Source organism: Oscillospiraceae bacterium MB24-C1, assembly GCA_030913685.1.
In the GTDB taxonomy this organism is placed as follows: domain Bacteria; phylum Bacillota; class Clostridia; order Oscillospirales; family Ruminococcaceae; genus Yanshouia.
On sequence record CP133187.1, the window covers coordinates 798,658 to 822,315 of the forward strand.

18 protein-coding genes are annotated in these 23,658 nt (G+C 48.0%); 5 read left to right on the forward strand and 13 right to left on the reverse strand.

The window, feature by feature from the left end; translation table 11 throughout:
• Positions 1 to 121: 121 nt before the first annotated feature.
• Entirely contained in the window at positions 122 to 1,780 is a 1,659-nt protein-coding gene (locus tag RBH76_03995) for a ribonuclease J (protein WMJ85196.1), read from the reverse strand.
• Positions 1,781 to 2,512: 732 nt separating this feature from the next.
• Here RBH76_03995 and rnhA point away from each other — a divergent pair.
• From rnhA to RBH76_04020, 5 genes are all read left to right on the forward strand, one after another.
• Positions 2,513 to 2,959, forward strand: coding sequence for a ribonuclease HI (gene rnhA / locus RBH76_04000; GenBank protein WMJ84599.1), 447 nt, complete (start codon positions 2,513 to 2,515; stop codon positions 2,957 to 2,959).
• Between the two features lie 193 nt (positions 2,960 to 3,152).
• Positions 3,153 to 4,340, forward strand: coding sequence for a cysteine desulfurase NifS (nifS, locus tag RBH76_04005; protein ID WMJ84600.1), 1,188 nt, complete (start codon positions 3,153 to 3,155; stop codon positions 4,338 to 4,340).
• 30 nt (positions 4,341 to 4,370) lie between these two features.
• On the forward strand, positions 4,371 to 4,820 hold the full coding sequence (gene nifU, locus RBH76_04010) for a Fe-S cluster assembly scaffold protein NifU (protein ID WMJ84601.1): 450 nt from the start codon (positions 4,371 to 4,373) through the stop codon (positions 4,818 to 4,820).
• A 335-nt stretch (positions 4,821 to 5,155) separates the two neighbouring features.
• Positions 5,156 to 6,841: a S8 family peptidase gene (locus tag RBH76_04015; protein WMJ84602.1), complete on the forward strand. Its 1,686-nt coding sequence runs from the start codon at positions 5,156 to 5,158 to the stop codon at positions 6,839 to 6,841.
• A gap of 80 nt (positions 6,842 to 6,921) precedes the next feature.
• Positions 6,922 to 8,622: a S8 family peptidase gene (locus RBH76_04020; GenBank protein WMJ84603.1), complete on the forward strand. Its 1,701-nt coding sequence runs from the start codon at positions 6,922 to 6,924 to the stop codon at positions 8,620 to 8,622.
• Between the two features lie 207 nt (positions 8,623 to 8,829).
• Here RBH76_04020 and RBH76_04025 read toward each other — a convergent pair whose 3' ends face one another.
• From RBH76_04025 to RBH76_04080, 12 genes are all read right to left on the reverse strand, one after another.
• Complete coding sequence (locus RBH76_04025; protein ID WMJ84604.1) at positions 8,830 to 9,648, reverse strand: TIM barrel protein; 819 nt, start codon at positions 9,646 to 9,648, stop codon at positions 8,830 to 8,832.
• 32 nt (positions 9,649 to 9,680) lie between these two features.
• The gene (locus tag RBH76_04030; protein ID WMJ84605.1) at positions 9,681 to 10,619 is read right to left on the reverse strand and encodes a hypothetical protein; all 939 of its coding nucleotides are present in this window, start codon (positions 10,617 to 10,619) and stop codon (positions 9,681 to 9,683) included.
• Between the two features lie 68 nt (positions 10,620 to 10,687).
• Positions 10,688 to 11,566, reverse strand: a complete 879-nt coding sequence (gene aroE, locus RBH76_04035) for a shikimate dehydrogenase (protein ID WMJ84606.1) — start codon at positions 11,564 to 11,566, stop codon at positions 10,688 to 10,690.
• 61 nt (positions 11,567 to 11,627) lie between these two features.
• Entirely contained in the window at positions 11,628 to 12,701 is a 1,074-nt protein-coding gene (locus tag RBH76_04040) for a TRAP transporter substrate-binding protein (GenBank protein WMJ84607.1), read from the reverse strand.
• Between the two features lie 53 nt (positions 12,702 to 12,754).
• Complete coding sequence (locus RBH76_04045) at positions 12,755 to 14,053, reverse strand: TRAP transporter large permease (GenBank protein WMJ84608.1); 1,299 nt, start codon at positions 14,051 to 14,053, stop codon at positions 12,755 to 12,757.
• Positions 14,053 to 14,568 (reverse strand): TRAP transporter small permease, encoded by a 516-nt coding sequence (locus tag RBH76_04050; GenBank protein ID WMJ84609.1) that lies wholly within the window; start codon positions 14,566 to 14,568, stop codon positions 14,053 to 14,055. Before RBH76_04050 ends, RBH76_04045 begins: the two co-directional genes overlap by 1 nt.
• 120 nt (positions 14,569 to 14,688) lie before the next feature.
• Positions 14,689 to 16,509, reverse strand: a complete 1,821-nt coding sequence (locus RBH76_04055; GenBank protein WMJ84610.1) for a thiamine pyrophosphate-binding protein — start codon at positions 16,507 to 16,509, stop codon at positions 14,689 to 14,691.
• Between the two features lie 98 nt (positions 16,510 to 16,607).
• Positions 16,608 to 18,023, reverse strand: coding sequence for an aldehyde dehydrogenase family protein (locus tag RBH76_04060; GenBank protein ID WMJ84611.1), 1,416 nt, complete (start codon positions 18,021 to 18,023; stop codon positions 16,608 to 16,610).
• A gap of 79 nt (positions 18,024 to 18,102) precedes the next feature.
• Positions 18,103 to 19,017: a hydroxymethylglutaryl-CoA lyase gene (locus RBH76_04065; GenBank protein WMJ84612.1), complete on the reverse strand. Its 915-nt coding sequence runs from the start codon at positions 19,015 to 19,017 to the stop codon at positions 18,103 to 18,105.
• Positions 19,018 to 19,267: 250 nt separating this feature from the next.
• Complete coding sequence (locus tag RBH76_04070) at positions 19,268 to 20,170, reverse strand: LysR family transcriptional regulator (protein ID WMJ84613.1); 903 nt, start codon at positions 20,168 to 20,170, stop codon at positions 19,268 to 19,270.
• A gap of 162 nt (positions 20,171 to 20,332) precedes the next feature.
• Entirely contained in the window at positions 20,333 to 21,361 is a 1,029-nt protein-coding gene (locus tag RBH76_04075) for a TRAP transporter substrate-binding protein (protein WMJ84614.1), read from the reverse strand.
• Positions 21,358 to 23,556: an AraC family transcriptional regulator gene (locus RBH76_04080; GenBank protein WMJ84615.1), complete on the reverse strand. Its 2,199-nt coding sequence runs from the start codon at positions 23,554 to 23,556 to the stop codon at positions 21,358 to 21,360. The genes RBH76_04075 and RBH76_04080 overlap by 4 nt, the downstream gene beginning before the upstream one ends.
• Positions 23,557 to 23,658 lie beyond the last annotated feature (102 nt).

Consider the following 23,658-nt stretch of genomic DNA (forward strand, 5'->3'; position numbering starts at 1 on the left):
CTAAAACGTGGTTAACAGGTGACGTGCTGATTAATTATAACATCTTTGTTCTAAAATGGCAAAACAAAATCGGTCTGCCGAAAGTTGCTTTTTGGCAGACCGATTACTGTGCAATGCCGGACTACGGCACCTGTATTTCCTGTATAATTGGCAAAATCAGCGGCCGACGCTTGGTCTTATTATAGAGGAAGCCGCCGAGCTGATCTCGAACCGCCTGCTTAAGATTGGACCATTCCCTGCCGCCCTGTGCGTTGGTAGCTGTCGAGCTAAGCGCCTGCTTGCAAACCTGCTTGGCACTGTTTAGCAGCTCCTCAGATTCACGTACATATACAAATCCACGCGAGACGATATCCGGCCCGGAAATGACAGCGCCGGTCTTAGCATCAATCGCTGCAACAGCAATGATCAATCCCTCTTCAGCTAAGAGTCTGCGGTCGCGCAGCACGATGCTGCCTACATCACCGATGCCGCTTCCGTCGACCATGACGGCACCGGATTGCACCGTCGCCACAGCCTTGGCCGAATTCTCGGTCAACTCAATAACGCGGCCGGTTTCGCTGACGACGATATGATCGGGTTTAACACCCATCTCAATAGCCAACTCGCGATTTTTAACCAGATGCTTGTATTCACCGTGCACCGGAATAAAATACTTTGGCTTAATCAGTCCTAAAATGGTGCGAATTTCCTCACGGCAGGCGTGACCCGACACATGGATGCCCATGGTGCTTTCGTAGATCACTTCAGCGCCCAGCACCATAAGGTCATTGATGACCTTGCCGACCAGCTTTTCGTTTCCAGGAATCGGCGTGGCAGAGATGATGATGAAATCATGCCCTGTGACATTGATTTTACGGTGGTCACCACGCGCCATTCGGGTAAGCGCACTCATTGGCTCGCCCTGGCTGCCGGTGGTGATGATGACAACATTTTCATCCGGAATGCCGCGCATGTGGTCGACGTCGATAACCGTGTCCTTTGGCGCTTTAAGATAGCCCAGTTCCATGGCCTTTGCCGTTACATTCTCCATGCTGCGCCCGGAAACAACAACCTTACGGCCGTGACGCACAGCGGTATCAATGACCTGCTGGATGCGATGCACATTAGAAGAAAACGAAGCGACAATAATCCGGCGGTCCCCCGCCTTTTTAAACAACATCTCAAACGATTCGCCCACGCGGCGCTCGCTCGGCGTCATACCGGGGCGTTCAGCGTTGGTCGAGTCGGACATCAGCGCAAGCACACCGTGGCGACCCAGCTCGCCGAAGCGCGCAAGATCAATCATTTGGCCGTCAACCGGCGTGTAGTCGATTTTAAAGTCACCGGTATGCACAAGCGTGCCGGCGGGTGTAAAGATCGCAAAACCGCAGGCGTCCGGAATGGAATGGTTGACCGCGATGAACTCCACCGAAATGGCCCCCATCTTGACAACATCCCCCGCCTTTTGAACATTGAGCTTTGCGCTGTTCAGGATACCGGCTTCCTTGAGTTTGCCTTCCACCAGTCCAATGGTCAACCGCGCCGAATAAACGGGCACGTTAATCTCTTTTAACAAGTAGCTCAGGGCGCCGATATGGTCCTCATGACCGTGGGTCAAAAAGACGCCACGTACCTTTTCCTTGTTTTTGACCACATATGAGAAATCCGGAATCACAAGGTCGATACCCGGCATGTCATCATCCGGGAAAGCTAGACCGCAATCGATGATCACCATATCATTTTTGTATTCGATAGCCGTCATATTTTTACCGATTTCGCCCAGACCGCCAAGCGGAATAATGCGAACCGGGGTTTTATCCGCTGCATCCTTCTTTTGTCCACGGCGATTTTTTGGCTTTTTGGCCTCAACCGGCACAGTGGCAAGTGGCGCTGCTTCGTTTACCGTCTGCGCAACATCAGACTTTTTGGGTCTACCGCGTCGGCGGCTAGCGGGCTTTTGCGGTTGAGTCGCCAAGGTAGGCTGCTCAGTGCGGTTATCGCCCTTTTGTTCAAATATCTCTTTCTTAGTAAGCGGTTTTCTGGGCCGGTGTGTCCCTTCGACCTGCTTTTTCTGGGGCTGCTCCTGCGTCTGCTGAGGTGCGGCAGCCTTCTGGGCGTCTAAATCCACCTTTCCATACAAGCCAGTTTCAGTTATAACAACATTTTCAGAAGCTTGTTGGCGGTTTTTAGGCGCAAATCTTGAGCGCCGGGAGAAATTGTTTTTTCCCTCGGCGGACGTTTTGTTTTTTGTTTCAGGCACAAATAATCCTCCATATTCTATTTTTCATAATTTAATATGTAAGTTTCGCCGCCATTTCCGGTCAACGACGAAAAAAAACAAATCCAATATCAAAACGGTATTCACCGTTAATATAAACGATATAGTTCTACAATTGAATTATTATATTCGCTACTACCAAATTTGTCAAGTAAATGCCCTTAAACGGCACATTACTATTGTGTACGGAGTATAGGTGTAATATAATAGAGTTAAAACTTTATTAAAAAAATAGCACAAGTTCTGGAGGGTTTTATGTCGATACCGCAAAAGAAGGTTTCAATATTTACTGACGGCGCATGCTCCGGCAACCCTGGCCCGGGTGGTTGGGGGGCTATTCTGCGCTATGGCACCGTCGAGCGAGAGCTTTCGGGCGGAGAACGAGAGACGACAAACAACCGCATGGAGCTCACCGCTGTGATACAGGCGCTTTCAGCGCTCAAGGAGCCCTGTGACGTTACCATTTACAGCGACTCCAAATATGTCATCGACGCAGTTGAAAAAGGCTGGGCGCGTGGCTGGCGCGCACGTGGCTGGGTCAAAGCGGATAAAAAGCCTGCATTAAATGTCGATCTCTGGCAGCAGTTGCTTGAACTATTAGAGCGACACAACGCACGTTTTGTTTGGGTAAAAGGGCATAATGAACACCCTGAAAACGAGCGCTGCGATCGGCTTGCAGTAGCCGAAAGTAAAAAATTTTAAAAAATTAAACAAAGCTATTGCATTTCATACAAATAAGGTATACAATAAAGTTGACAAAAAGAGTATAGCTTCTCTGTTTTTAGGTATTCTAATGTATAAGACCGTAATTTTATAGCGCTGCGTCTGCTACGGCTCCCTTTGGTTCGGCAGGACGGCAATTTAAATAGCGATTTTCGCTCTTGGAGGATTTATCATGGAAAAACGTTTTGTTTATGCGGATAATTCCGCTACAACCGCGGTGTCCAAACCTGTGTTGGACGCTATGTTACCTTATTTGACTGAGCATTACGGCAACCCTTCGAGCGTTTATTCCAAGGGCCGCGAGGCCAAGTCCGGGCTTGACACCGCCCGTGAAAAGGTTGCCAAGGCTTTGAACGCCAAAGTCAATGAAATCTTTTTCACCTCTTGCGGAACCGAGTCGGATAACTGGGCAATAAAGGGTGCTGCTGCCGTTGGTGCTAAAAAAGGCAAAAAACACCTCATCACCACCAATTTTGAACATCATGCTGTGTTGCATTCCTTTCAGGCGCTTGAAAAACAGGGCTTTGAAGTGACATACCTACCAGTTGACAGCGAAGGGCTGATTTCCGCCGAGCAGGTTAAGGCTGCTATCCGGCCCGATACGGCGCTTGTCAGCATCATGTATGCCAACAATGAAATCGCCACCGTGCTGCCTATCGCCGAAATTGGTGCCGTCTGTCGTGCAGCTAAGGTTCTGTTCCACACCGATGCGGTGCAAGCGGTTGGCAATGTACCGATTGACGTCGTGGCTCAGAATATTGACATGCTTTCGCTGTCAGGTCATAAGATCCACGCCCCCAAAGGCGTCGGCGTGCTGTATGTCAAAAACGGTGTTGTTATCGATACCTTTATGGACGGCGGCGCACAAGAGCGTAGCCGCCGCGCCGGCACCGAAAACCTCGCCTCCATCGTGGGGCTTGGCGCTGCCATTGAGATTGCCACGACCGATATAGATGCCCGCAACGCCCACAAGAAGGAAATGCGCGATCGCCTGATCGACGGTATTTTAAAGGAAATCCCTCGTTGCCGCCTTAATGGCAGCCGCGAACACCGTTTGCCAGGCAGCTTAAACATCTCTTTCGAGGGCATTGAGGGAGAATCGATGCTGCTGATGCTTGATATGAAGGGCATCTGCGCCTCTTCCGGCTCCGCCTGTACCTCTGGCTCGCTTGATCCTAGTCATGTGTTGCTTGCCATCGGCCTGCCGCACGAGATTGCACACGGTTCGCTGCGCCTTTCTCTTAGTGACGAAAATACCATGGAGGATGTTGACTATATTCTAGCTGAGCTACAGCCCATCATCTCCCGCCTCCGTGCAATGTCCCCGCTGTGGGAAAAGTTGATGGCTGAAGAAAAGTAATCTTCCAAATAATAAGGATGTGTGATAGTTATGATGTATTCTGAAAAGGTTTTAGACCATTTTTCCAATCCGCGCAATGTAGGTGAGCTGCCCGATGCCAACGGCGTCGGCGAGGTAGGCAACGCCGTGTGCGGCGATATTATGAAAATGTATTTAAAGATTGACGAGGGCGTCATTAAGGACGTCAAGTTTAAGACCTTCGGTTGCGGTGCCGCCATTGCAACCAGTTCGATGGCTACCGAGCTTATCAAGGGCAAAACACTTGACGAGGCCCTTCAACTCTCGAACAAAGCGGTCATCTCCGCCCTTGATGGGCTGCCCCCTGTCAAGGTACATTGCTCGGTACTGGCCGAGCAGGCGGTTCGTGCCGCACTTTCGGATTATTATCGCAGGCAGGGTGTAGACCCTGAGCCGATTGTTGGCAAGATTGTGGATGATCCGCACCACTGCGATAACTGCGCAACCTGCGAAAACAACTAACACCTGTAAAGCCAAACACGGCAATTCGGTTTGTCCGATTAGATCCGCCGAATTTTCCGGCACATATCTTAATTCTAAAGCCAGCGTCTAAAAGGCGCTGGCTTTTAGCATATCTTGAAAAAATCCACCAGACAAATGTGCTTGAACGCTCTGTTTTCTTGGCAGATAATCATTGTCACAGCACCAATGTGCTGGGCGATGCTATAAAGTAAAGCCATCATTTTCATATTTTTGATACGCTTTAAATATAATGCAATATGCATTAAGCCTGCTTATATAATCGCTTTTCGTATTAGCAACCCTGTATTTGAACATGTTTCCGGGAGGCGTAAACTTTGGATAACAGCGATTTATATTCTGAAGATATTGTAGACTTTTTCATTAGAAAAGGGGCCTATTTTGAGCGCTTTATATTCGAACATCCGGGTTTCATCACCAGCCACACAATTAACGACACCTATACCATCTGTTACGCTACCCGCGACGGATATGAAGAAATGGCCCGCTTCATGGGGTCTGAACCCGGTTTGCCGAATGTTCTGGGTCTTCTGGGCCGCTCGGAGTTAGAGGCATCTGGCATTACCCAGATTCAACAGCAGCCCTATCTCGACCTAAAAGGTCAAGGAGTACTGATTGGTTTTTTGGACACAGGCATCGATTATACAAAAGACGTCTTTAAAAAGAGCGATGGCACCAGTAAAATAGAGTTTATATATGACCAGTCTATCCCGGGAACACCGCCGGATGGCTTTCCGATAGGAGCCGAATTCACCAAAGAGCAAATTAACGCTGCGCTGGCCTCAGAGTCTCCCCAAAGCGTTCTACCACATATCGACGATGCTGGGCACGGAACTTTTTTGGCATCAGTAGCAGCCGGCTCTGCCCATGGCGATTTTATTGGCGCTGCACCGGAAGCAGGCATTATCATGGTCAAACTCAAAAAAGCTTACCCGTTCATGCGTGAACAGCTATTAATACCAGAAGAACAGCAAAACGCTTTCGAATCCACATCGGTGATTCTAGGTGTGGAGTACATTATAAAAAAGGCAAGGCAACTTGATTGCCCGGTTGTCATATGCATCGGGCTTGGCTCCAATTATGATAATCATGACGGCAGCAGCCCGCTAGAAGATTATCTGTTCGATGTTTCAAACATTCCGGGGGTATGTGTCTGCGTAGCTGCCGGCAACGAGAGTCAGGCGAAGCATCACTATTACAATCGTTTTACGCGCGATAAAGCGCCCATGAACATTGATATTCAGGTGGGTCAAAACGCCGGAAATATTTTGATCACCATTACAAACCGCCTTTCTGACATCATATCAGTATCGGTACGTTCCCCCACCGGCGAGCTGGTAAAACGAGTGCCGGCCAAGCCACTGCTCACACAAGTTACAAAACTTGTGCTGGAGAAGTCGGAGGTTAGCATCTCCTATTCCTTTCCGGTAAGCAGCAGTGGTGACCAGGTGACCGTGGTCAGAATACACAATGCCACACCCGGCCTATGGACCATCACCGCCTATGGGGATTTTATCATAGATGGTTCTATTTTTGCTTGGCTTCCGATGACCGGTTTTATTTCGCCTAATGTTGAATTTTTATCATCCATCCCTTATAACACCATCACCTTTCCAGCCACCGGACTGGGTCCTATATGCTGCGGCGCCTATAACAGTGTGCGCAACATTCTATATCCCCTATCCTCTTGGGGCCCGACGAGAATGCAAAACGACGTACCCGACCTACTGGCACCCGGTTATCAAATTGGCGGTATATATCCTACGGGATTCGGCTATATGAGCGGCACAAGTTGTTCCGCTGCCATCACCGCGGGCGCGAGTGCGCTGCTGATGCAATGGGGCATTGTAAAAGGCCACGATTTTGGTTTTTGTACGCCTGTAATAAGAGCTTATCTTATCCGTGGCTGCAACCGAAATGAATTGATTGTTTACCCCAATAATCAGTGGGGTTTCGGCATGCTAAACCTGACGCGAACTTTCTATTATATGCGCGAGCTATAAATGAGGGGGTATTCCTCTAGGTTTTCATCTTTATAAACGCTTCGGCGCACATGCTGTGCCGTCCGAAAGGAGGCTCTTTTTTGGATAAAGACACACTGTACGCACCGGATATCGTTGATTTTATAATAAGAAAAGATGCTTATTATGACCAGATGATTTTAAATCATCCCGGTCTTATTGCAAGCTATACCGTTAAAGGCACCTATATCATCTGTTTTGCCAGAATTAAAGATTATAATGAAATGACGTCATATATGGGTACAGATTATATAAATAGCATCCCAACGGTTTTGGGGCTCACCATTCGGCCCAGTCTGGAATCATCCGGTATTATTCAGGTGCAGCAGCAGCCCTATCTTAATCTAGACGGCACAGGGGTAATCATCGGGTTTGTAGATACTGGAATTGATTATACCCAATCGGTTTTTAAGCACAAGGATGGCTCCAGTAAGATCAGATATATCTACGACCAAACAATTCCCGGCACACCGCCAAACGGCTTCCCGCTGGGAACGGAGTATAGCAACGAACAAATAAACGCCGCACTGGCTTCAGATAATCCTTATGAAATTGTTCCACACCGAGACGAGGTGGGGCATGGCACTTTTCTTGCTTCGGTTGCGGCCGCCAGTCCCTCGGAAGATGTCATCGGCGCAGCACCCAATGCTGAAATTATTATGGTGAAGTTAAAAAAAGCTTACCCTTTTTATCTCGATCGATTTATGGTACCTAAAGAACAAGAAAATGCCTTTGAGGCTTCTTTTCTCATGCTAGGCGTTGATTATATTGCCAAAAAAGCAATCGAGATGAATCGTCCGGCCATCATATGCATTGGTCTAGGTTCAGATTATGACAGTCATGACGGCTATAGTGCCTGTGAGGAGTATTTGTATACAATTGGTAGCATTCCCGGTATATGCATATGCACCTCAGCTGGAAATGAAAGTCAAAGCAAGCGCCATTTTTATAAACGTTTCTCGCCGGATAAAGGGCCGGTGGACATTGATGTTCGAGCGGGTGAAGACGCCGGGGATATTTTTATAGTAGTTTCAAATAAAATTAGTGACAGAACCTCTGTGTCGCTGCGCTCCCCTACCGGCGAACTGATTGAACGAGTACCCGCCAAGGCTGCCTACTCGTTAACCACTCGCCTTGTGCTAGAACGCTCAGAGGTTAACATCTCCTATCACTTTCCAATTGAGGGCAGTGGCGATCAGGTTACAATCGTTAAAATACATGATGCCACCCCCGGCATATGGACCATCACTGTATATGGGGATATTATTCTCGACGGAACGATACAGGCCTGGCTACCGTTAATGGGGTTTGTTTCACCCAGCGTAGAATTTCTCACCTCGGACCCTTACTACACCATCACCTATCCCGCAACCGGACTAGGGACAATACGCTGCGGCGCCACCGACTCTGACAGCAATATTCTATATCCCCAGTCCTCATGGGGGCCCACAAGAATCGACCCCATTGCGCCAGATCTTGTGGCGCCAGGTTATCAGATTGGCGATATCTACCCTACGGGATACGGTTTTATGAGCGGCACCAGTATTGCCACCGCCATCACTTCTGGCGCGTGCGCGCTGATGATGCAGTGGGCCATCGTCAACGGACACGATCTTGGATTTAGCACTTCCTCCATCAAAGCCTACTTAATACGTGGATGTAACCGTAGCAATGAAATGAACTACCCCAACTCTCAGTGGGGTTTTGGTTCTTTAAACCTGCTGCAATCCTTCTATTATATGCGTGAAATATCTGCCAGATAAGATTGCCAATTGCTCCTGAGGTAACTTTTCGACATTAATAGAAACTTGTCGTCAATAAACATGCATTTTTGTTTTAACGAAATAAGGTTTTTGCGTTTTGCGCCTTAATAAACGCTATATGACAGAAAGAAACGGCTGCATCCCATAGCAGCCGTTTCTTTCCGGTTGAATAAAGCCCATTCTATAAACACTTATTCTTGTTGGTAATTACATGTTGTGCGCAGCAAAGTAGGTTTTGGCCGATTCAAGGCAGCGGCGCGCATGTTCGACGGCACCATAAACACCAATCCGCTTTAAATGTGGCAGCTCTATGCTGCAAACAACATCATTCGGCATACGGCTGACATAGGCGGCAATATCAATAACACCTTCGCCGACATAATAGCGCCCATCGCGTCCGACAACAAGCAGTTCTTCCTTGCTGGTCGGAATATCAGCCGGGCCGTCACAAATATGGCAGAACTTAAACCAGCTTTTCGGACAATCATCCAGCTCCTCAGGTGCAACACGAGAACGGTGTGCATGTAGCGTATCTAACATGATACCCGCGTTATCCCGGTTGATGGCTGTCAATACTTCTTTTACCTGCGTAAGGTTCGCAACATCGGCCCATGTGACAAACTCAAGCTGCACGCCCATACCATAGGACTTGGCTAGATCGCAAAGCTGTGCAAACTTTTCGATGTAAAGTTCCTTATTCGACGTCCATATGCTACTGAGCACATGACGCGCGCCAAGGCGGGCGCCTACTTCTACCGCTGCTGTATACCTTTTGACATCGGTATCCTCTAAAATTCGCAATAGCTCGATATCGTGTACGCGAATGCCGGTATCTTCCATGGCATTCATAGTATCTCGAAGCATTTCGGGCTGCGACGCGAGATCATAATTAGATTCACCCTTAACGCCAAGGTTGACAATGCGGGGACTGACATAATCATAACCGGCCAGCTTGGCGGTGTAGACTAGTTCAGGGGGCGGGCAGCGTAGCGCGGTCAAGTGCGCCAGCGAATATTCTCGTTTCAACAACAATCATCCTTTCAGGAGTATCTGTAGTATTAAAAGGTTAAAGAATACACAAGAAAGATCAAAATACCAACCACAGTATTTATAACGAACGTATTGGTGACCACCTCGTGATCTTCACGCGCACAGTTTTGCCCAACCAAAACAGTGAGCGAAATTGAACTGTGCTGTGTCAATAAAATAAAGTATGCTGCGTCAAACAAAGGGTTTGGCGCAATCAGGTTATCAATAATGATTAACTTAAATGCAAAAGCAACACTGAGTGATACGGCATAACGAACGACAACATAAAGAACACTTTCCACTAGATTCTTTCTGTTTGAAAGCTGTAACCGATATCCTATGATAACAAGCGTTAAAGTTAGCGAAATAGCGCCTAGCCGTTCAATCGCGCCGTAAAGGCCCAGCCCAAGCGCATTATTAAAAAGGAGCTCGCGCAAACCAAAAACACGGATAATAAGCCCCATAAATGTCATAACTAAAAAAGGATTTTTTAAAGATCTAAGTAATTGATACGGTGTAATTTTTTCTCCGCTTAAACACATTTGGGCCAATGGTAAGAAAACAAGCGCGATGAAAACTTCATGCCCAACGCCAAGGACACTTAAATACTTTAGATTCTCTTGCCCAAAAAGTGCGACATAAAAAGGTATCGATGTGGTGCCGAAGCCGAAGGAGGTCAGTAAAAACGGAAAGAAACTTCTTTTTATAGGAAATATTCGATAAATAACAAAGCCAAGCACCAGCAAAATGACCATTAAAGAAAAGAATGCCACGCTTAGCCAGGCATAGGAGACATCAACGTCCAAATTGATAAAAGTGATACATAACATACACGGAAGTGCAATATTAAGCACCAGCGATTGTAGCTTGAAGAAGGCCTCTTCCCCCAAAAATTGCATGCGCTGCAAAATGTAGCCCAGTGCAATTAGAAAGAGCAAAGGAAGAACCTTGCCCAAAATTTCTGTCATGCCAATAGTCCTCCTATGCCGGGTTTATCACGTGAAAGGAATAAGAGTAAAAGAGAAGATAGCTGTTTTTACTTTTGGTCGGCCTGAATTTCAGCAACAATCTTGTTGATTGATTCTGTCATAACCTCAACCGGCTCAGGCAACCCCGACCAGAGATTCACCTGAATGGCGCCCTGATGGATGCTCATGCCAAGGCCGTTGAGAATGCGACAGCCGACCTTCTCTGCCTCTTGCAGGAAGCGCGTTTTAAGCGGATTATAGGTTGCGTCAAAAGCAATCTGCCCTGCGTGAAGCAGTGCTGCGTCTATCGGTGTTTCGTCAGTGTGCGGATACATACCGACGCCAGAACAGTTCATAACGACATTACATTCGCCTATGACTTTTTCGTATTCCGATTTCTCTTCAAAAGAAATCCATCTGGCGACAGGCGCAAAGCTCTTATTAATGTCTTCCGCCAGGCTTTTGGCGGCCGCGTCAAAACGGTCGACGATTACAATTTCTTTTGCGCCGTGAAAAGCCAGAGCACAGCAGATTGCACGGCCGGCTCCACCGGCGCCAAAGGCGAAAAAGGTGCTGGATGTTATATCGCAGCCGGTTTCAAGCGTCAGAGAACGGATAAATCCAGGTCCGTCAGTATTGTAACCGATCAGCTTGCCGTCCCGCTTAACCACGGTATTAACTGCCCCCATTTTTTCAGCAAACTCATCGAGGCTGTCGAGGTATTCAATGACCTTAATCTTATTGGGCTTGGTCACAGCAAATCCGGGGCTGTTCAGGTTACGAAATGCCTGAACCATATCTTTGAGGTGCTCATTTTCTACCTCCAGCGGGAAGTATAAAAACTCCAACCCAAGTGCGCGATAAGCCTCATTTTGCATTCTGGGTGCAAAGGATTGGCGTAAAGGATTTCCCATAAGGGCAATCAACTTGGTATCTACAGTAATCATGGTTTACCCTCTTTTAAGTACTCAGCGGGCGAACGAGCCGCCCGCTGAATATTGGTTTTTCTTACTTACCGAGATAGGCGTCGACGAGATCCTGTCCGACCTTTTCAGCGACGGAATCGTACACGGGCTGCGCAGCAGCTTTAATCTCAGCATAGAGCTCTGCGGAAACCGGAACAACCTCGGTGCCAGATTCGGCAATAACCTTGGTCTTGTCAGCTTCAAGCTTGTCAGCCTGCTCGCGTGCATAAGCAGTAGCAGTGGTAACAGCCTGATCAAGAAGTGCCTTCTCCTCGTCGTTGAGCGCATTGTATTCGGCAGGGTTCATGATCAGCGCAAGAATGTGGGGCAGATGGTTGGTCTGGATGATGTAATCCTGAACCTCATACAGCTTGTTGGCCGCGATAACCGCATAGGGATTCTCCTGTGCGACAACGGTACCCTGCTGCAAGCCGGTGTACAGCTCGCCGAAAGCCATAGGAGTGGGTGCAGCGCCAAGTGCCTTCCAGAACGCCATGTGGTTAGCATTTTCCATGGTACGGATCTTTACGCCGGAGAAATCGTCAAACTTTTCAATCTTCTTGTTGGAGGACATAACGCGGAAGGTCTGATCCGCATATCCCAGCAACTTGTAGCCGGCCGCATCATAGAAGCCTGCAACCTTACCCATGAAGTCTGCATTATCGAAAATTGCGCGAAATTCCTGAATGGTGGGATACACAGCGGGCATGTCGAATACAGCCAGCTCAGGGATAAAGTTTACCTGCGGTGCAGTGGTCTGAACAACAAAGGTCACACTGCCGTCCTTGCAGCTCTCAAGAAGCGCAACGTCGCCGCCGAGGGTGCCGTCGGTGTAAACATCGATGGCCATCTTACCGCCGGAAAGGGCTGCAATCTCTTCAGAAAGCTTCTCGCCGTAGAAATAGGTGACCGTGTCCTTGGGGCTATCCATACCAAGCGTCCAAGAATGCTCACCAATGTTGCCGCCTGCTTGAGCAGGTGTGCTGGCAGAGGCAGCCGGATCTGCCGAGGAGGCAGGCGCAGCGCTGGAGGCTGCAGGCTTAGAGCCACAAGCGGTAAGAGAAAACGCAGTGGCAATAGAAAGAGCAAGTGCTAACAGTTTCGAGTACTTTTTCATTGTTTGTCTTTCTCCTTTCAAAATAGGGCATCGCCCTTATTGGGAAACAAAATTTAGATGCCGACCAACGCAAGGCTGATTGCTGGGAAAGCAACAATAAGCACCAACGCCAACAGGAACAGCAAAATAAAGGGGATGGCATGTTTTGCCACATCCATAACAGGGACGTCGGTAATCGAGCTGGCAACAAACAGGTTGATGCCGATGGGCGGGGTTACAAAGCCGATAGCAAGGTTAGTTACCAAGAAAACACCAAAGTGTAGTGGGTGTACACCAACAGTCTGCATAATCGGCAGAAGGATAGGCGTCAGAATAAGAATAGCGGGACCGCCGTCCATGACCATGCCCACCATCAGCAAGAACAGGTTGACAACCAGTAAAATGAGGAACTTGTTGCCACCAAAGGTATCACTAATCGCGGTGCTGACAAGCTGTGGAACCTTGAGGAAGGTCAGCACACGTGCAAATGCAGTCGCTGCGGCAAGCAGGAATAAAAGCGGTGCATATGTGCGAACACTTTCTACAAATATTTTGTACAGCTCGTTAAGCTTTAGCGTTTTATAGACGAATAAGCTGATAAACAGGGCATAGAACACCGACAGAACCGCAGCTTCGGTCGGAGAAGCCACGCCGGTATAGATACTGCCCAAGATAATAACCGGTGTCATCAGTGCCCAGAAGCTGTCAAAGAACACCTTGACAAAACCCTGCTTGTGCAGGTCACCAACAACCTCATTAATCTTCGCTTTGTCCTCGCCATTGCGCAAGCAATAAAAGAGAGCATAGCCCATCAGGCAAAATGCGATCAAAAAGCCAGGGACAACGCCTGCGATAAACAGCTGGCCTACCGAAGCGCCGGAAGCCATGCAGTAAAGCACAAATGGAATAGACGGTGGAATGATAACACCCAGGCTGCCTGAAACAGCGACAACAGCGGTTGAAAACTTCTTATCATAACCAAGGCTGACTAACACTGGCACGGTCATGCTGCCAACAGCGGCAACAGTAGCCGGTGCAGAGCCGGAAATAGCGCCGTAGAACAGGCAGGTGATGATAACCGCACAGGGTACGCCAGCGGGAATTCTGCCCAGAAAGTAAGTGAAAAAGTTAAAAAGCTTCTTTGAAACACCACCACGGGCCATGATAATGCCAGAGAAAATGAACATCGGGATAGCAAGCAGCGGGAAGCTGTTGATGCCACCGATCATCTCACGGATCAAATAGGTTCCGTTAGCCGGAAATTTAGGGAGTATCAGCGAAGGCACGATTGAAGTAATCGCAATACTGGATGAAATGGGGATAGAGATAATCAGTAATACAAAAAATGTTATAAATACAATTACAGCAGTCATTATTGTCCTCCTCCCACCTGACCAGGCCCAGCCTTAGCACCACGCACAAAGACCAAAGACTTTTCTACAACGCCTTGCGTCAGACGGATAATGCTTAAAATGAAACCTATTAGCGGGGCAATGTAAATAAAAGACATAGGTATCTGCATCGCCGGACTAAGCTGGCCGCTCGTTATAGCGTTGTTGAAATAGGTCCAAGCAAAAGGAACCATATAAATATAGAATAACAACATGGTTGTTTTTTCAATAATTTTGAAAACCGTTGCAACTTTCTGCGGAAGCAGAGAGACAAGTTGCTCTATTTTAATGGATATTTGTTTTTTAAAGCAGTAGCTGATGCTAAGGAAACCCGACCATACAAATAGAAAACGGGAAAGTTCCTCAGACCAGGAGAGTGGACTATTAAAAATATATCTTGCTATGATCTGTGCGCCCATAGCCAGCGACATAATCAGCAAAAGTACAACCAGAATAGTTTCTTCCAGGCTTTCATCCAACCATTTGAGAACCTTCATAGGTCACCTTTTTTCCTTTCTAACAAGTGTTACCGCGTATGGCGGCGGCGCTTAAAGCAAGCGCCGCTGCCTTGCGATTATTGAATGGGATTAGGGGGTGTGCTTTTTTATAGTGATTAATTAGGTTTTATGCGAAGCAGAATGCTTCGGCGGCTCGTAAACGCCTTCAGCGTTGCGGATGACCTTGCCGTTGACAACACGGCCATCAGGAGAATAGATATCGTTAATGTTCCAGCAACCCGGGGTGGGTACCGGAATGTTCTGCATAGGTACATCAAGTAGATAGGGTCTATTAGCTTCAATCGCTTTTTTCAAGGCGGGAGCAAACTCATCAGCAGATTCGATCTTCACTGCTTCGATGCCGTAGCCCTTGGCGATCTCCGCCCAGTTGGGGGTATAGCTCTCGCCATCAGGAGTTGCAAACATCGTACCAAATTTGGTGCCGTAGTTACCGTACTCAAGGCCGGCGATGGTACCAAACGCGGAGTTATTCATAACAACCCATACAACGGGGATGTTCTGCTCGACCGCAGTGGCAATAACCGAGGGATTAGTGCCAAAACCGCCGTCACCGATGAGCGTGATCACTGCCTTTTCAGGGGCAGCCAGCTTAGCGCCTAAGATGGCTGCCGAGCCGAAGCCCATGGTTGCAAGACCGGACGGATGGTGGATGCTGCCGGGAATTTCAACGTCGAACTGCTGTGCGACACCATTCTTGTTCCAGCCCACGTCGGTGAAAATGAGCGAATCGACAGGAAGCTGCTCTTTAACGTCCTTGAGGATGCGCTGAGGTGTCATCGGGAAGCGGCTATCGTTGCTGATTTCGACGTTGGAAGCCTTGAATGCAGCCTTCTCTGCGGCAATTTCCGCGCGCAGTTCAGGGCGCTCAATGCCGTTGGGGCAAAGCTTTTTGGCTTCTTCAAGAATCTGCTGCAACGCATATTTAAGGTCTGCTACCGCACCGATTTCAACAGGATAGTTTCGACCAATTTCGGTGGGGTCGATGTCGATCTGCAAAAACTTGGTCTTTGCCATATCGAAGGTCACGCCCGGGTACCAGCTGGAACTATCAGCCTCGGCAAAGCGGGTTCCAAGACCGAGGATTACGTCGGCATTGGCGGTCAGCTCATGGGTGAACGCCATACCCCAGAAGCCGGTCTGGCCAATCATCAACGGGTGTTTATCCGAGATGCAGCCCTGACCCATCAGGGTGCGCGAAACGGGTATGTCAAGGAACTCGGCCAGCGCCGCTAGATCTTCAGAAGCCTGCGCCAGCAAAATGCCGCCGCCTGCGTGCATCACAGGATTTTTGGCTTCAACCAAACGCTTGGCAATTGCCTTGGCAGCGTCAGGAGCAAGTGCGGGACGAATCGTGAGATCGCTATCGAGATAAGTGCGTTCAAAGAGATCTGTATCAATCTCGCGAGAGAACATATCCATCGGAACCGAGATAAGCACCGGGCCGGGTCTGCCGCTTTCGGCAAGGCGAAACGCCTTATCAAGAATTGCGGGCATCGCCTCGGGGTCGTCTATGCGCCATGCGCGCTTGACGATGGGCTTGTAAATATCGTACTGTGAGCCGTCGCAGTGTAGGTTAACCTCTTGATGCGGGTGACGGCCGTAATAATAGCTGGGCGCATCGCCTGCAATCACAACCATAGGAATAGAATCAAATGCCGCATTCGCAACGCCGGTCAGGGCATTGGTCATGCCGGGGCCGATGTGGCACATAACCACGCTCGCCTTATGAGTGACACGCGCATAGCCGTCGGCCGCAGTGGATGCGATCTGCTCGTGACGATTGGAAATATACTTAATTTTCTTGCTCTTCTCAAGCGCGTCCAGCATGGCAATAACGGTATGACCACAAAGCCCAAAAACATGCTCAACGCCACGACGCTCCAAATAATCAACTATTTGGTAAGAAAGTAATTTCTTCATGTTTTATCTGCGCTCCTTTCTAAGCAAAGCGTTATATATGGAGGGGAGGGACGGCGGCTTTGACGCCGTCCCGCGTAAGATGATAACATTGAACCGTCTTACTTGTCCATCTCCGGGTCGTAGAACTCACCGAACAGCCACTCATCGCTGGGTTTATCTTCAGGAATCGGCACAGACACCCAGGTCACGTTCATGTACTGACGCAGTGCAATATTCTCAGAGATGATGTTTCCACCCCAGGTGCCGCAACCCATCGAGTTGGTCATCGGCATGCCGTTGGTGTAAGAACCGGCGTTGGCCTTATTCTGCGGCTGGCGAACCATAATTCTAGAAACAGGTGCAGCCAGGCCAAGTCTGTGGATGTGATCCTGGTTGAAGGAATAGATGCCGCAGGAATGGCCCTTGCCGCCAACTTCGTAGATGGCGCGCATCATGTCGAGCGCATTCTCGAACTCGCCGTCATACTTAAACAGTGCGAGCAATGTGGTCAGCTTCTCGCTGGAGAAGAAATGCTCCTTGCCGATGCCGTCGCCCATGACAGCGATAAACTTGTACTCCGGTCCAATGCTAAAGCCGGCCTTCTCAGCGAGCTTCTGGGGAGGAAGCGCAACGGTCTCGGGCAGTCTATGGCCATTTTCGTCCCACATGACACGCTTGATCAGCTCTTTTTCTTCCTCGTTGGCGAGATAAGCGCCTTCTTCCTTGAGGGCTTCAACCGTCGCGTCGAAGATGGAAGCGTGTATAATCAGGTTGCCGTCGCAGGAACATCCGGAACCAAAGTCCGAAGTCTTTGAAATGCGGGTGTTTTTTGCTGCTTCTTTAGGATCGGCAGTCTCATCGTAAATCATAGTGGAGTTGCCTGCGCCAGAGCCAAAGGCCGGGGTGCCGGAGGAATAAGCAGCCTTAACCATGGGACGGCCGCCGGTGGCAATGATCAGGTTTGCGCGTCTCATCAGCTCATCGGTCTTGGCCAAGTTCGGCTCTTCAATAACCTGAAGAATGTCGGCAGGTGCGCCTTCACGGACAAGCGCCTCGCGCATAATCTGTACGCACTTGGCAGTACACTTCTTTGCACGGGGATGCGGAGAAAAGATGATGGCGTTACGCGCCTTTATAGAGTACATCGCCTGACCAGCAGGAGTGGAGGTCGGGTTGGTGGTGGGAACCAGCGAAGCGATAATGCCTACGGGCTTTGCGTATTTAACAATTCCCTTCTCGGGGATCTCTTCGATAATACCAACGCTCTTTCCGCGCAGTGCATCGCGCAGCATGCCGCGCACCTTGTTGCGCTTGCTAATCTTAGAAATCGGATCTCCAAGACCGGTCTCTTCGACAACCTCATAGCAGAGCGGTTCCCAGGTTTTGAGATTGGTGATGGCCCAGCCGACAGCGCGGCAGAGGTGATCTACACGCTCCTGGTCGTATGTTGCGATAATGTCAGCCGCTTTTTGTGCGCGCTCAAACATCTCGTCAAATTCTTTCAATTGTTCTGCAGTAAGCTCCTTACTTGCCATAGTAAAAATCATCCTTTCGCTTTTATAAAGATTGAATTAAGAAACTTGTTTAGACAACATCAGCAGTAAATAAAGCACTTTAAACCTTATAGAGGTCCGATACCTTACCGGCTTTCAATACCGCACCCGGAAGTGAATGCCCAACCATATCCTGCAGCTCGTGGGCAGCCGCGATCATCTTATCAAGATCAACGCCGGTTTCAATGCCCATCTCGCCGCACATATGCAGAAGATCTTCGGTTGCGATGTTCCCGGTTGCACCGGGGGCAAATGGACAACCGCCCAAACCGCCCAAACTTGCGTCAAAACGGGTTACCCCCGCTTGCATACCGGCCAGAACATTAGCCAGACCCATACCGCGCGTGTTGTGAAAGTGGAGGTTCCACATCACCTCGGGAAAAGCTTCTTGCATTTCGATACACTGGCGATAAACCAGTGCTGGATTGGCCATTCCAGTCGTGTCCGACATAGAAAGTTCGGTTATGCCGATTTTTCTAAATTCTGCGGTAACCGCCTTGATCCGCTCAATCGGAATCTTCCCTTCAAACGGGCATCCGAAAGATGTCGCCATTGCCCCGGAAAGCGTCACGCCATGTGCAGCGGCATATTCTGCCATGGGGGCAAATTTTTCGAACATTTCAAGCGGCGTTGAATTCGCGTTTGCTCTCTGATGTGCCTCGCTGACCGACAGGGTGATTTTCACCTTTTTCATACCGACTTCCACCGCGCGCTCCAAGCCTTTTTGGTTTAAAACGAGCACACGATATTCTGCGTCGGGCCTTTTCTCTAGCTTCTGATATACCTCCCCAGTGTCCGCCATTTGCGGAACAGCCTTTGGATTGACCATGCTACCAATTTCAATCAGCCAAACGCCCGCTTCCTGAATTTTATCTAGCAAAGCTAGCTTTTGCTCAGTTCTAAGCACTGCTTTTTCATTTTGTAGGCCATCGCGTAGGCCAACTTCACACACTGTTATGGATTTTGGCATATTCATAAAGTTCAGCTCCTTTTTGCAGGGTGCATATTTCTTGAAAAGACATTCTGCCGTCTATGGTCATTATCCAAGAAGGCAAATAAAAAGTCCAACACCGAAATTCGATCGTTAAATCGGACATTTCGATTAGTTGGACTAATTGGCTGTTATTATGTTTAAATTTTTGTTTGTTTTGTACAACGAAATTTGCATGAAATCTTAAAGTCGATTAAGCGGTTTTGCATAAAGTTTCATGCACTAATTTAGTCATTTATACATATATGCTGTCCGCCTCGGGAAGGGGCTTGCAGATAAAGCTTTTAAAATGTTCAATGGCAGGCGAAGAAAAATGATCCTTGGCCCACAACAAATAAATCTGACGACAAAAACGTTCATCAGCAATAGGTATCGCTTTTACACGATAGGACTGAAACGACGGAATCTCAGGCATAACAGCTACGCCAAATCCCGCGCTGACAAACGAGGCCATCGAGTTGCACTCCTCAGCTTCAAACGCTATTTTGCAGGTAAACCCGAGCGAATCAAAGATGCTGCTAAGATGCTTATAAAGCCCGCTGCTCGGCGTTATGCCCACAAAGGTTTCATCGCGCATGTCGTCAACTGACACACTTTTAAAACTGGCAAGCGGATGGCTATTGGGCACAACAAGGTACAGCTCTTGAAGGTGTACCGGCATAGCGCTGATGGTATCATCATCACCCGGCTCAACCGAAAGCGCCAGATCCAACTCACCGCGCTTGAGCTTCTGCATGATAACCGAGCTTAAGCCCTGAAAGAATTTAAAAGAAACTGCGCTGTTGCCCGGCTGGGTTCTAAACCCCTTGATCACTTTAGGTAGGTAGTTAAAACTTAAGGAGTAGATATACCCCAAATTAATTACCGAATTGGATTGTAGCATCTGCGATATATGCCGCACCCCGGCATCAACGGCATCCAGCGCCTGAGTAGCGTACGGAAGAAAACCTTGTCCGTATTTTGAAAGCACCGTCTGTTTGCCCCGCTTTTCAAATAACGGTGCATCTAATTCCTCTTCAAGCTTTGACAGCGCGTAGCTAAGACTGGACTGCGAAATATATAATTTCTGAGCCGCTTCGGTATAGTGAAGCGTTTCTGCCATCACACAAAAATATTTTAACTGTTGTAATGTCAACATAGGTTCCTCCTTTATATGGTATTGTGTATTTGCGCGCTTCCTAAAATAAAGGAACTATCATTATCATACCACTTTTATGCCAAAAAAGTAAACGAACTTATTGTCTCACGAGCAAAATAAGTTCGTTTATTTGGATTATTTTTAAATTATATTTGTGACCGATTATCTTTTTAATTGATTTTCGACGATTAGTGCCTGTGTCAAATCCGTGCCGACTTCCCTCTCAATCTCATTAAGCATTGGCAGCAGTAGTGTTTTTAGCAACTCCTGATCGTCTTGTGATAAACTGTTGATGGTCAGCCCATATACTTCGATCGGATTTTTGCGCATTCGGGTTATATTCTCTGCCATTGCCGTATACAGCTCCTCTTTGAGGATTTTCTGGTAGTCAGCGGGCAGCGAATCGTAAGCTTTTTTGTTCATTGCCAAAGAATTGTAGGTAACAAAGAACGGTCCATTGAGGGCATAAGGATGAATATCTTGTAATCTGCCCATCCGAATGATTTCCAGGGGATTGTCCTGCGCCTCGACCACCCCCTCCTGTAAGGCATAGTATAGCTCACTCCACTCGATGTTCTGATAGGGCTCTGCATCAAGCAGCTCCCAAAGCCTTACATGGAAACGATTATCCAGCGTCCGGATTCGCAGCCCCTTGAGCTGCTCAAGCGAGGTGATTGAGGACGCACTGGTCAAAAGGCGGTATCCGCTTGACTCCTGCACCATCAGTTCAAAGCCCGCCTTGTTAAAACACTTGTTAAATTGTTCGTAAAATTCTCCGTCGTAAGAAATGTAGGGCTGCACATACTGCTTATAGCAAGCAGGGATGTTGATAACGGCCGCTTCCGGCACCAGCGGTTGAAAAATGGACGTGTTGGTTGCCGCAATGCTCAACGTTCCATTTTGCACCGCACGTATAATCTCAGCATCGGTACCCATCTGCCCATCAGAAAAGATGACCAGTTTCATATCGCCGTCAGTACGTTTTTGAATGTTTGCGGCGGCCTGATAGATCTTTTTTGAATAACTGTTTCCGGTAAAGGCCACAGAAAACTCATATGTCGCCTGCTTTTCTTGGACCGGCGGCTGCGAAACCTCTTGGATTTGCGGTTCAAGAGAAGATAGGTCTGACGCCGTCATGCAACCACAAAGCAACACCAAAAAAGTCAGCAATACTGTGGACATGCGTCTCATGACTCCCTCTCCTTTTCCTTGCGGTATTGGCTGGGCGTCGTGCCCGCAAACTTTTTAAAAACACGGTTAAAGCTTTGCATTGAATTAAATCCAGTTTTAAAACCGATTTCCTTTATTGGAATACCAGTCTGTCGCAAAAGTAGCTTGGCATTTTCGATGCGGTAGAGATTTAAGGTATCAATAAAATTCTCTTCCCCACTCGAATAGAATAGCCGACTTAAATAGTTTGGGTTAATACCGATATAAGCCGCTACTTTAGACAGGGATAAATCACTGTCTGAGCAATGTTGTGAAATATATTCCTTTGCCTGACGGATATAGCGGTTCTTGCTTTTTTGGCCGTAGATGCCCAGTGTGGTCAGGGCTGTCTGCGCTGTAACCAAAAATGTTTCGCTCAGCACGTCCTCGTTATAAGGCGATTTGAGCGCATAATACGACTCGAATGCCTCCATTTCCTGATCGGTGGCGCGAAATGCCACCAGACGCTCGGTCATGGCGTCAAGCATGCGGTCAAAACGCAGTTTAAGCGCAGCAGTTTCGGTCGATTCAGACTTCGCCAGGCGGATAAAATTCTCCAAGGCGGCATCAGCTAATCGACGGTTACCATCAAGTACCAAATCAATGATTTCGGTCTGCTGCTCCTGATCGCCAAAACGCTCCGACCACTCACTTTCGGCTGAAACGTTATCCTCAAAATACTGGTAACGCTGGTAGTTCAAGTCCTTCTCGGCCAACTCGTAGCAGTAAAAGAGATTCGAAATGCCAAGCGTCGGCTTTGAAAGTCCAGCAAAAAGCCTGAAGCCAGTTTCCTTAATACGGTTTAAAATTTCTTTTTCAAGCCCGAGCACCATATTTTTGACTGTAACAACAGACATTTCAGGATCAAAACCAACAATAAAGATAAAATGGTTGTTATCGGTGACCACCCAGTCAAACCGGAGATTGTCCATCAGCGAAGGAATTACGTTTTCAAGCGCCTGATAGATCAAATTAATCTCAATTTCAGAGCAGTCCTCCCCCTGCAACGTGGTGGCGGACAGCGCCATGACCATGTACAAATCGTCATAGTCAAACGGGCAGTTGGCAGAGGACAATGTTTCGTGGATATATAGCTCATCCATTTCGCGCCCGAACAAAAGGTTTTTATAGAGCTTTTCACGGATAGTCGGCGCAATGCTGGCCAGCTGCTCTGACAACGCGTTGCGCTGTTGCATGGCGTTGGTATAAGCGGTTTGAACCACCGAAAGCTCGTCCTGTCCTTTCATTGATCCGGGAGAAACGTCGCTGTTCATAACCATCTGGAACAAGCGACTAATGGGGCGATAAATATGATAGGTGACATTGGTCGCCAAAAAAATGCTCATTAAAATAAAAACAATCGCAAGTGGAGCCGTCATAATGATTGCTCTACCCACGCCAAAGCCTTCAGCTTTAATCGGGCCTGTAAAGCGGTAGCTCCAAGAGGTTATTGGCGATGTGACAGAGAGCGTGAACGGCTGAAAAATGACGGGTCGTTCATCCTCCTCAAAAAGCGGGAAAAGCGGATAATAATCCGATGAAACAACCTGTACGGTATCGGGGTCAAACTGGATGATGGGCGAGAAAAGCTCGTACATATCCAACATAATCAAAATGCCGCCGTTATTTTCAGGTGTGGGAAACTGCCGAAACAGCGCTGCCTGACCATTGATTGTAACCAATGTCAAGCCGCGCATCCCCTCTTCTTTCAGATGAACCGACTTTTCGCCGTCGCGCTGCAAAAATGAGCTGTAAACGAAGTTAGAAAGGTTATATACACTGCCGTTTGAGCTGTATACTGCGCCCTGACTGTTGACTACAAGATGTGCCGAAGCGACCATCCCATTGGTTCTCTCGAAATTTTCCAACACCTTCGCAACCGCCGAACGTTTAAGGTAATCGGCGTCATCCGGGAGCAGCATCAGGGATATAACATCCTCATTGTAGAGAATCTGCTCCATTGCTGAGTTGATCTCATTGAGGCTATGGTCAATCTGTGTGCTAGCTGTGCTAAGAATCTGTCTTTGAATCTCAACCGAGCGCTGCTGAAATATCTGATAGAGATATCCATATACAAAATAATAGACCACCGCAAACATTAAGAGCGACATGGACATCAAAATGATTAATATTTTGTAAAAGAGCCTATTCTCCCGATACTTGCTAATAAATTGCATTGACACACCCGCCGAAGTCTATTTTTAGATTGTTATATAGTCTATTTGGAATTTTACCAAATACAACTTTTAAATTAGATAAAAAACAATGATAAGAAAGGC

Coding starts and splice junctions, on each gene's coding strand:
- RBH76_04070 (WMJ84613.1), bottom strand. CDS start 20,170: ATGTTGACATTACAACAGTTAAAATATTTTTGTGTGATGGCAGAAACG.
- nifU (WMJ84601.1), top strand. CDS start 4,371: ATGATGTATTCTGAAAAGGTTTTAGACCATTTTTCCAATCCGCGCAAT.
- rnhA (WMJ84599.1), top strand. CDS start 2,513: ATGTCGATACCGCAAAAGAAGGTTTCAATATTTACTGACGGCGCATGC.
- RBH76_04080 (WMJ84615.1), bottom strand. CDS start 23,556: ATGCAATTTATTAGCAAGTATCGGGAGAATAGGCTCTTTTACAAAATA.
- RBH76_04075 (WMJ84614.1), bottom strand. CDS start 21,361: ATGAGACGCATGTCCACAGTATTGCTGACTTTTTTGGTGTTGCTTTGT.
- aroE (WMJ84606.1), bottom strand. CDS start 11,566: ATGATTACTGTAGATACCAAGTTGATTGCCCTTATGGGAAATCCTTTA.
- RBH76_04055 (WMJ84610.1), bottom strand. CDS start 16,509: ATGAAGAAATTACTTTCTTACCAAATAGTTGATTATTTGGAGCGTCGT.
- RBH76_04060 (WMJ84611.1), bottom strand. CDS start 18,023: ATGGCAAGTAAGGAGCTTACTGCAGAACAATTGAAAGAATTTGACGAG.
- RBH76_04065 (WMJ84612.1), bottom strand. CDS start 19,017: ATGAATATGCCAAAATCCATAACAGTGTGTGAAGTTGGCCTACGCGAT.
- RBH76_04050 (WMJ84609.1), bottom strand. CDS start 14,568: ATGAAGGTTCTCAAATGGTTGGATGAAAGCCTGGAAGAAACTATTCTG.
- RBH76_04045 (WMJ84608.1), bottom strand. CDS start 14,053: ATGACTGCTGTAATTGTATTTATAACATTTTTTGTATTACTGATTATC.
- RBH76_04040 (WMJ84607.1), bottom strand. CDS start 12,701: ATGAAAAAGTACTCGAAACTGTTAGCACTTGCTCTTTCTATTGCCACT.
- RBH76_04030 (WMJ84605.1), bottom strand. CDS start 10,619: ATGACAGAAATTTTGGGCAAGGTTCTTCCTTTGCTCTTTCTAATTGCA.
- nifS (WMJ84600.1), top strand. CDS start 3,153: ATGGAAAAACGTTTTGTTTATGCGGATAATTCCGCTACAACCGCGGTG.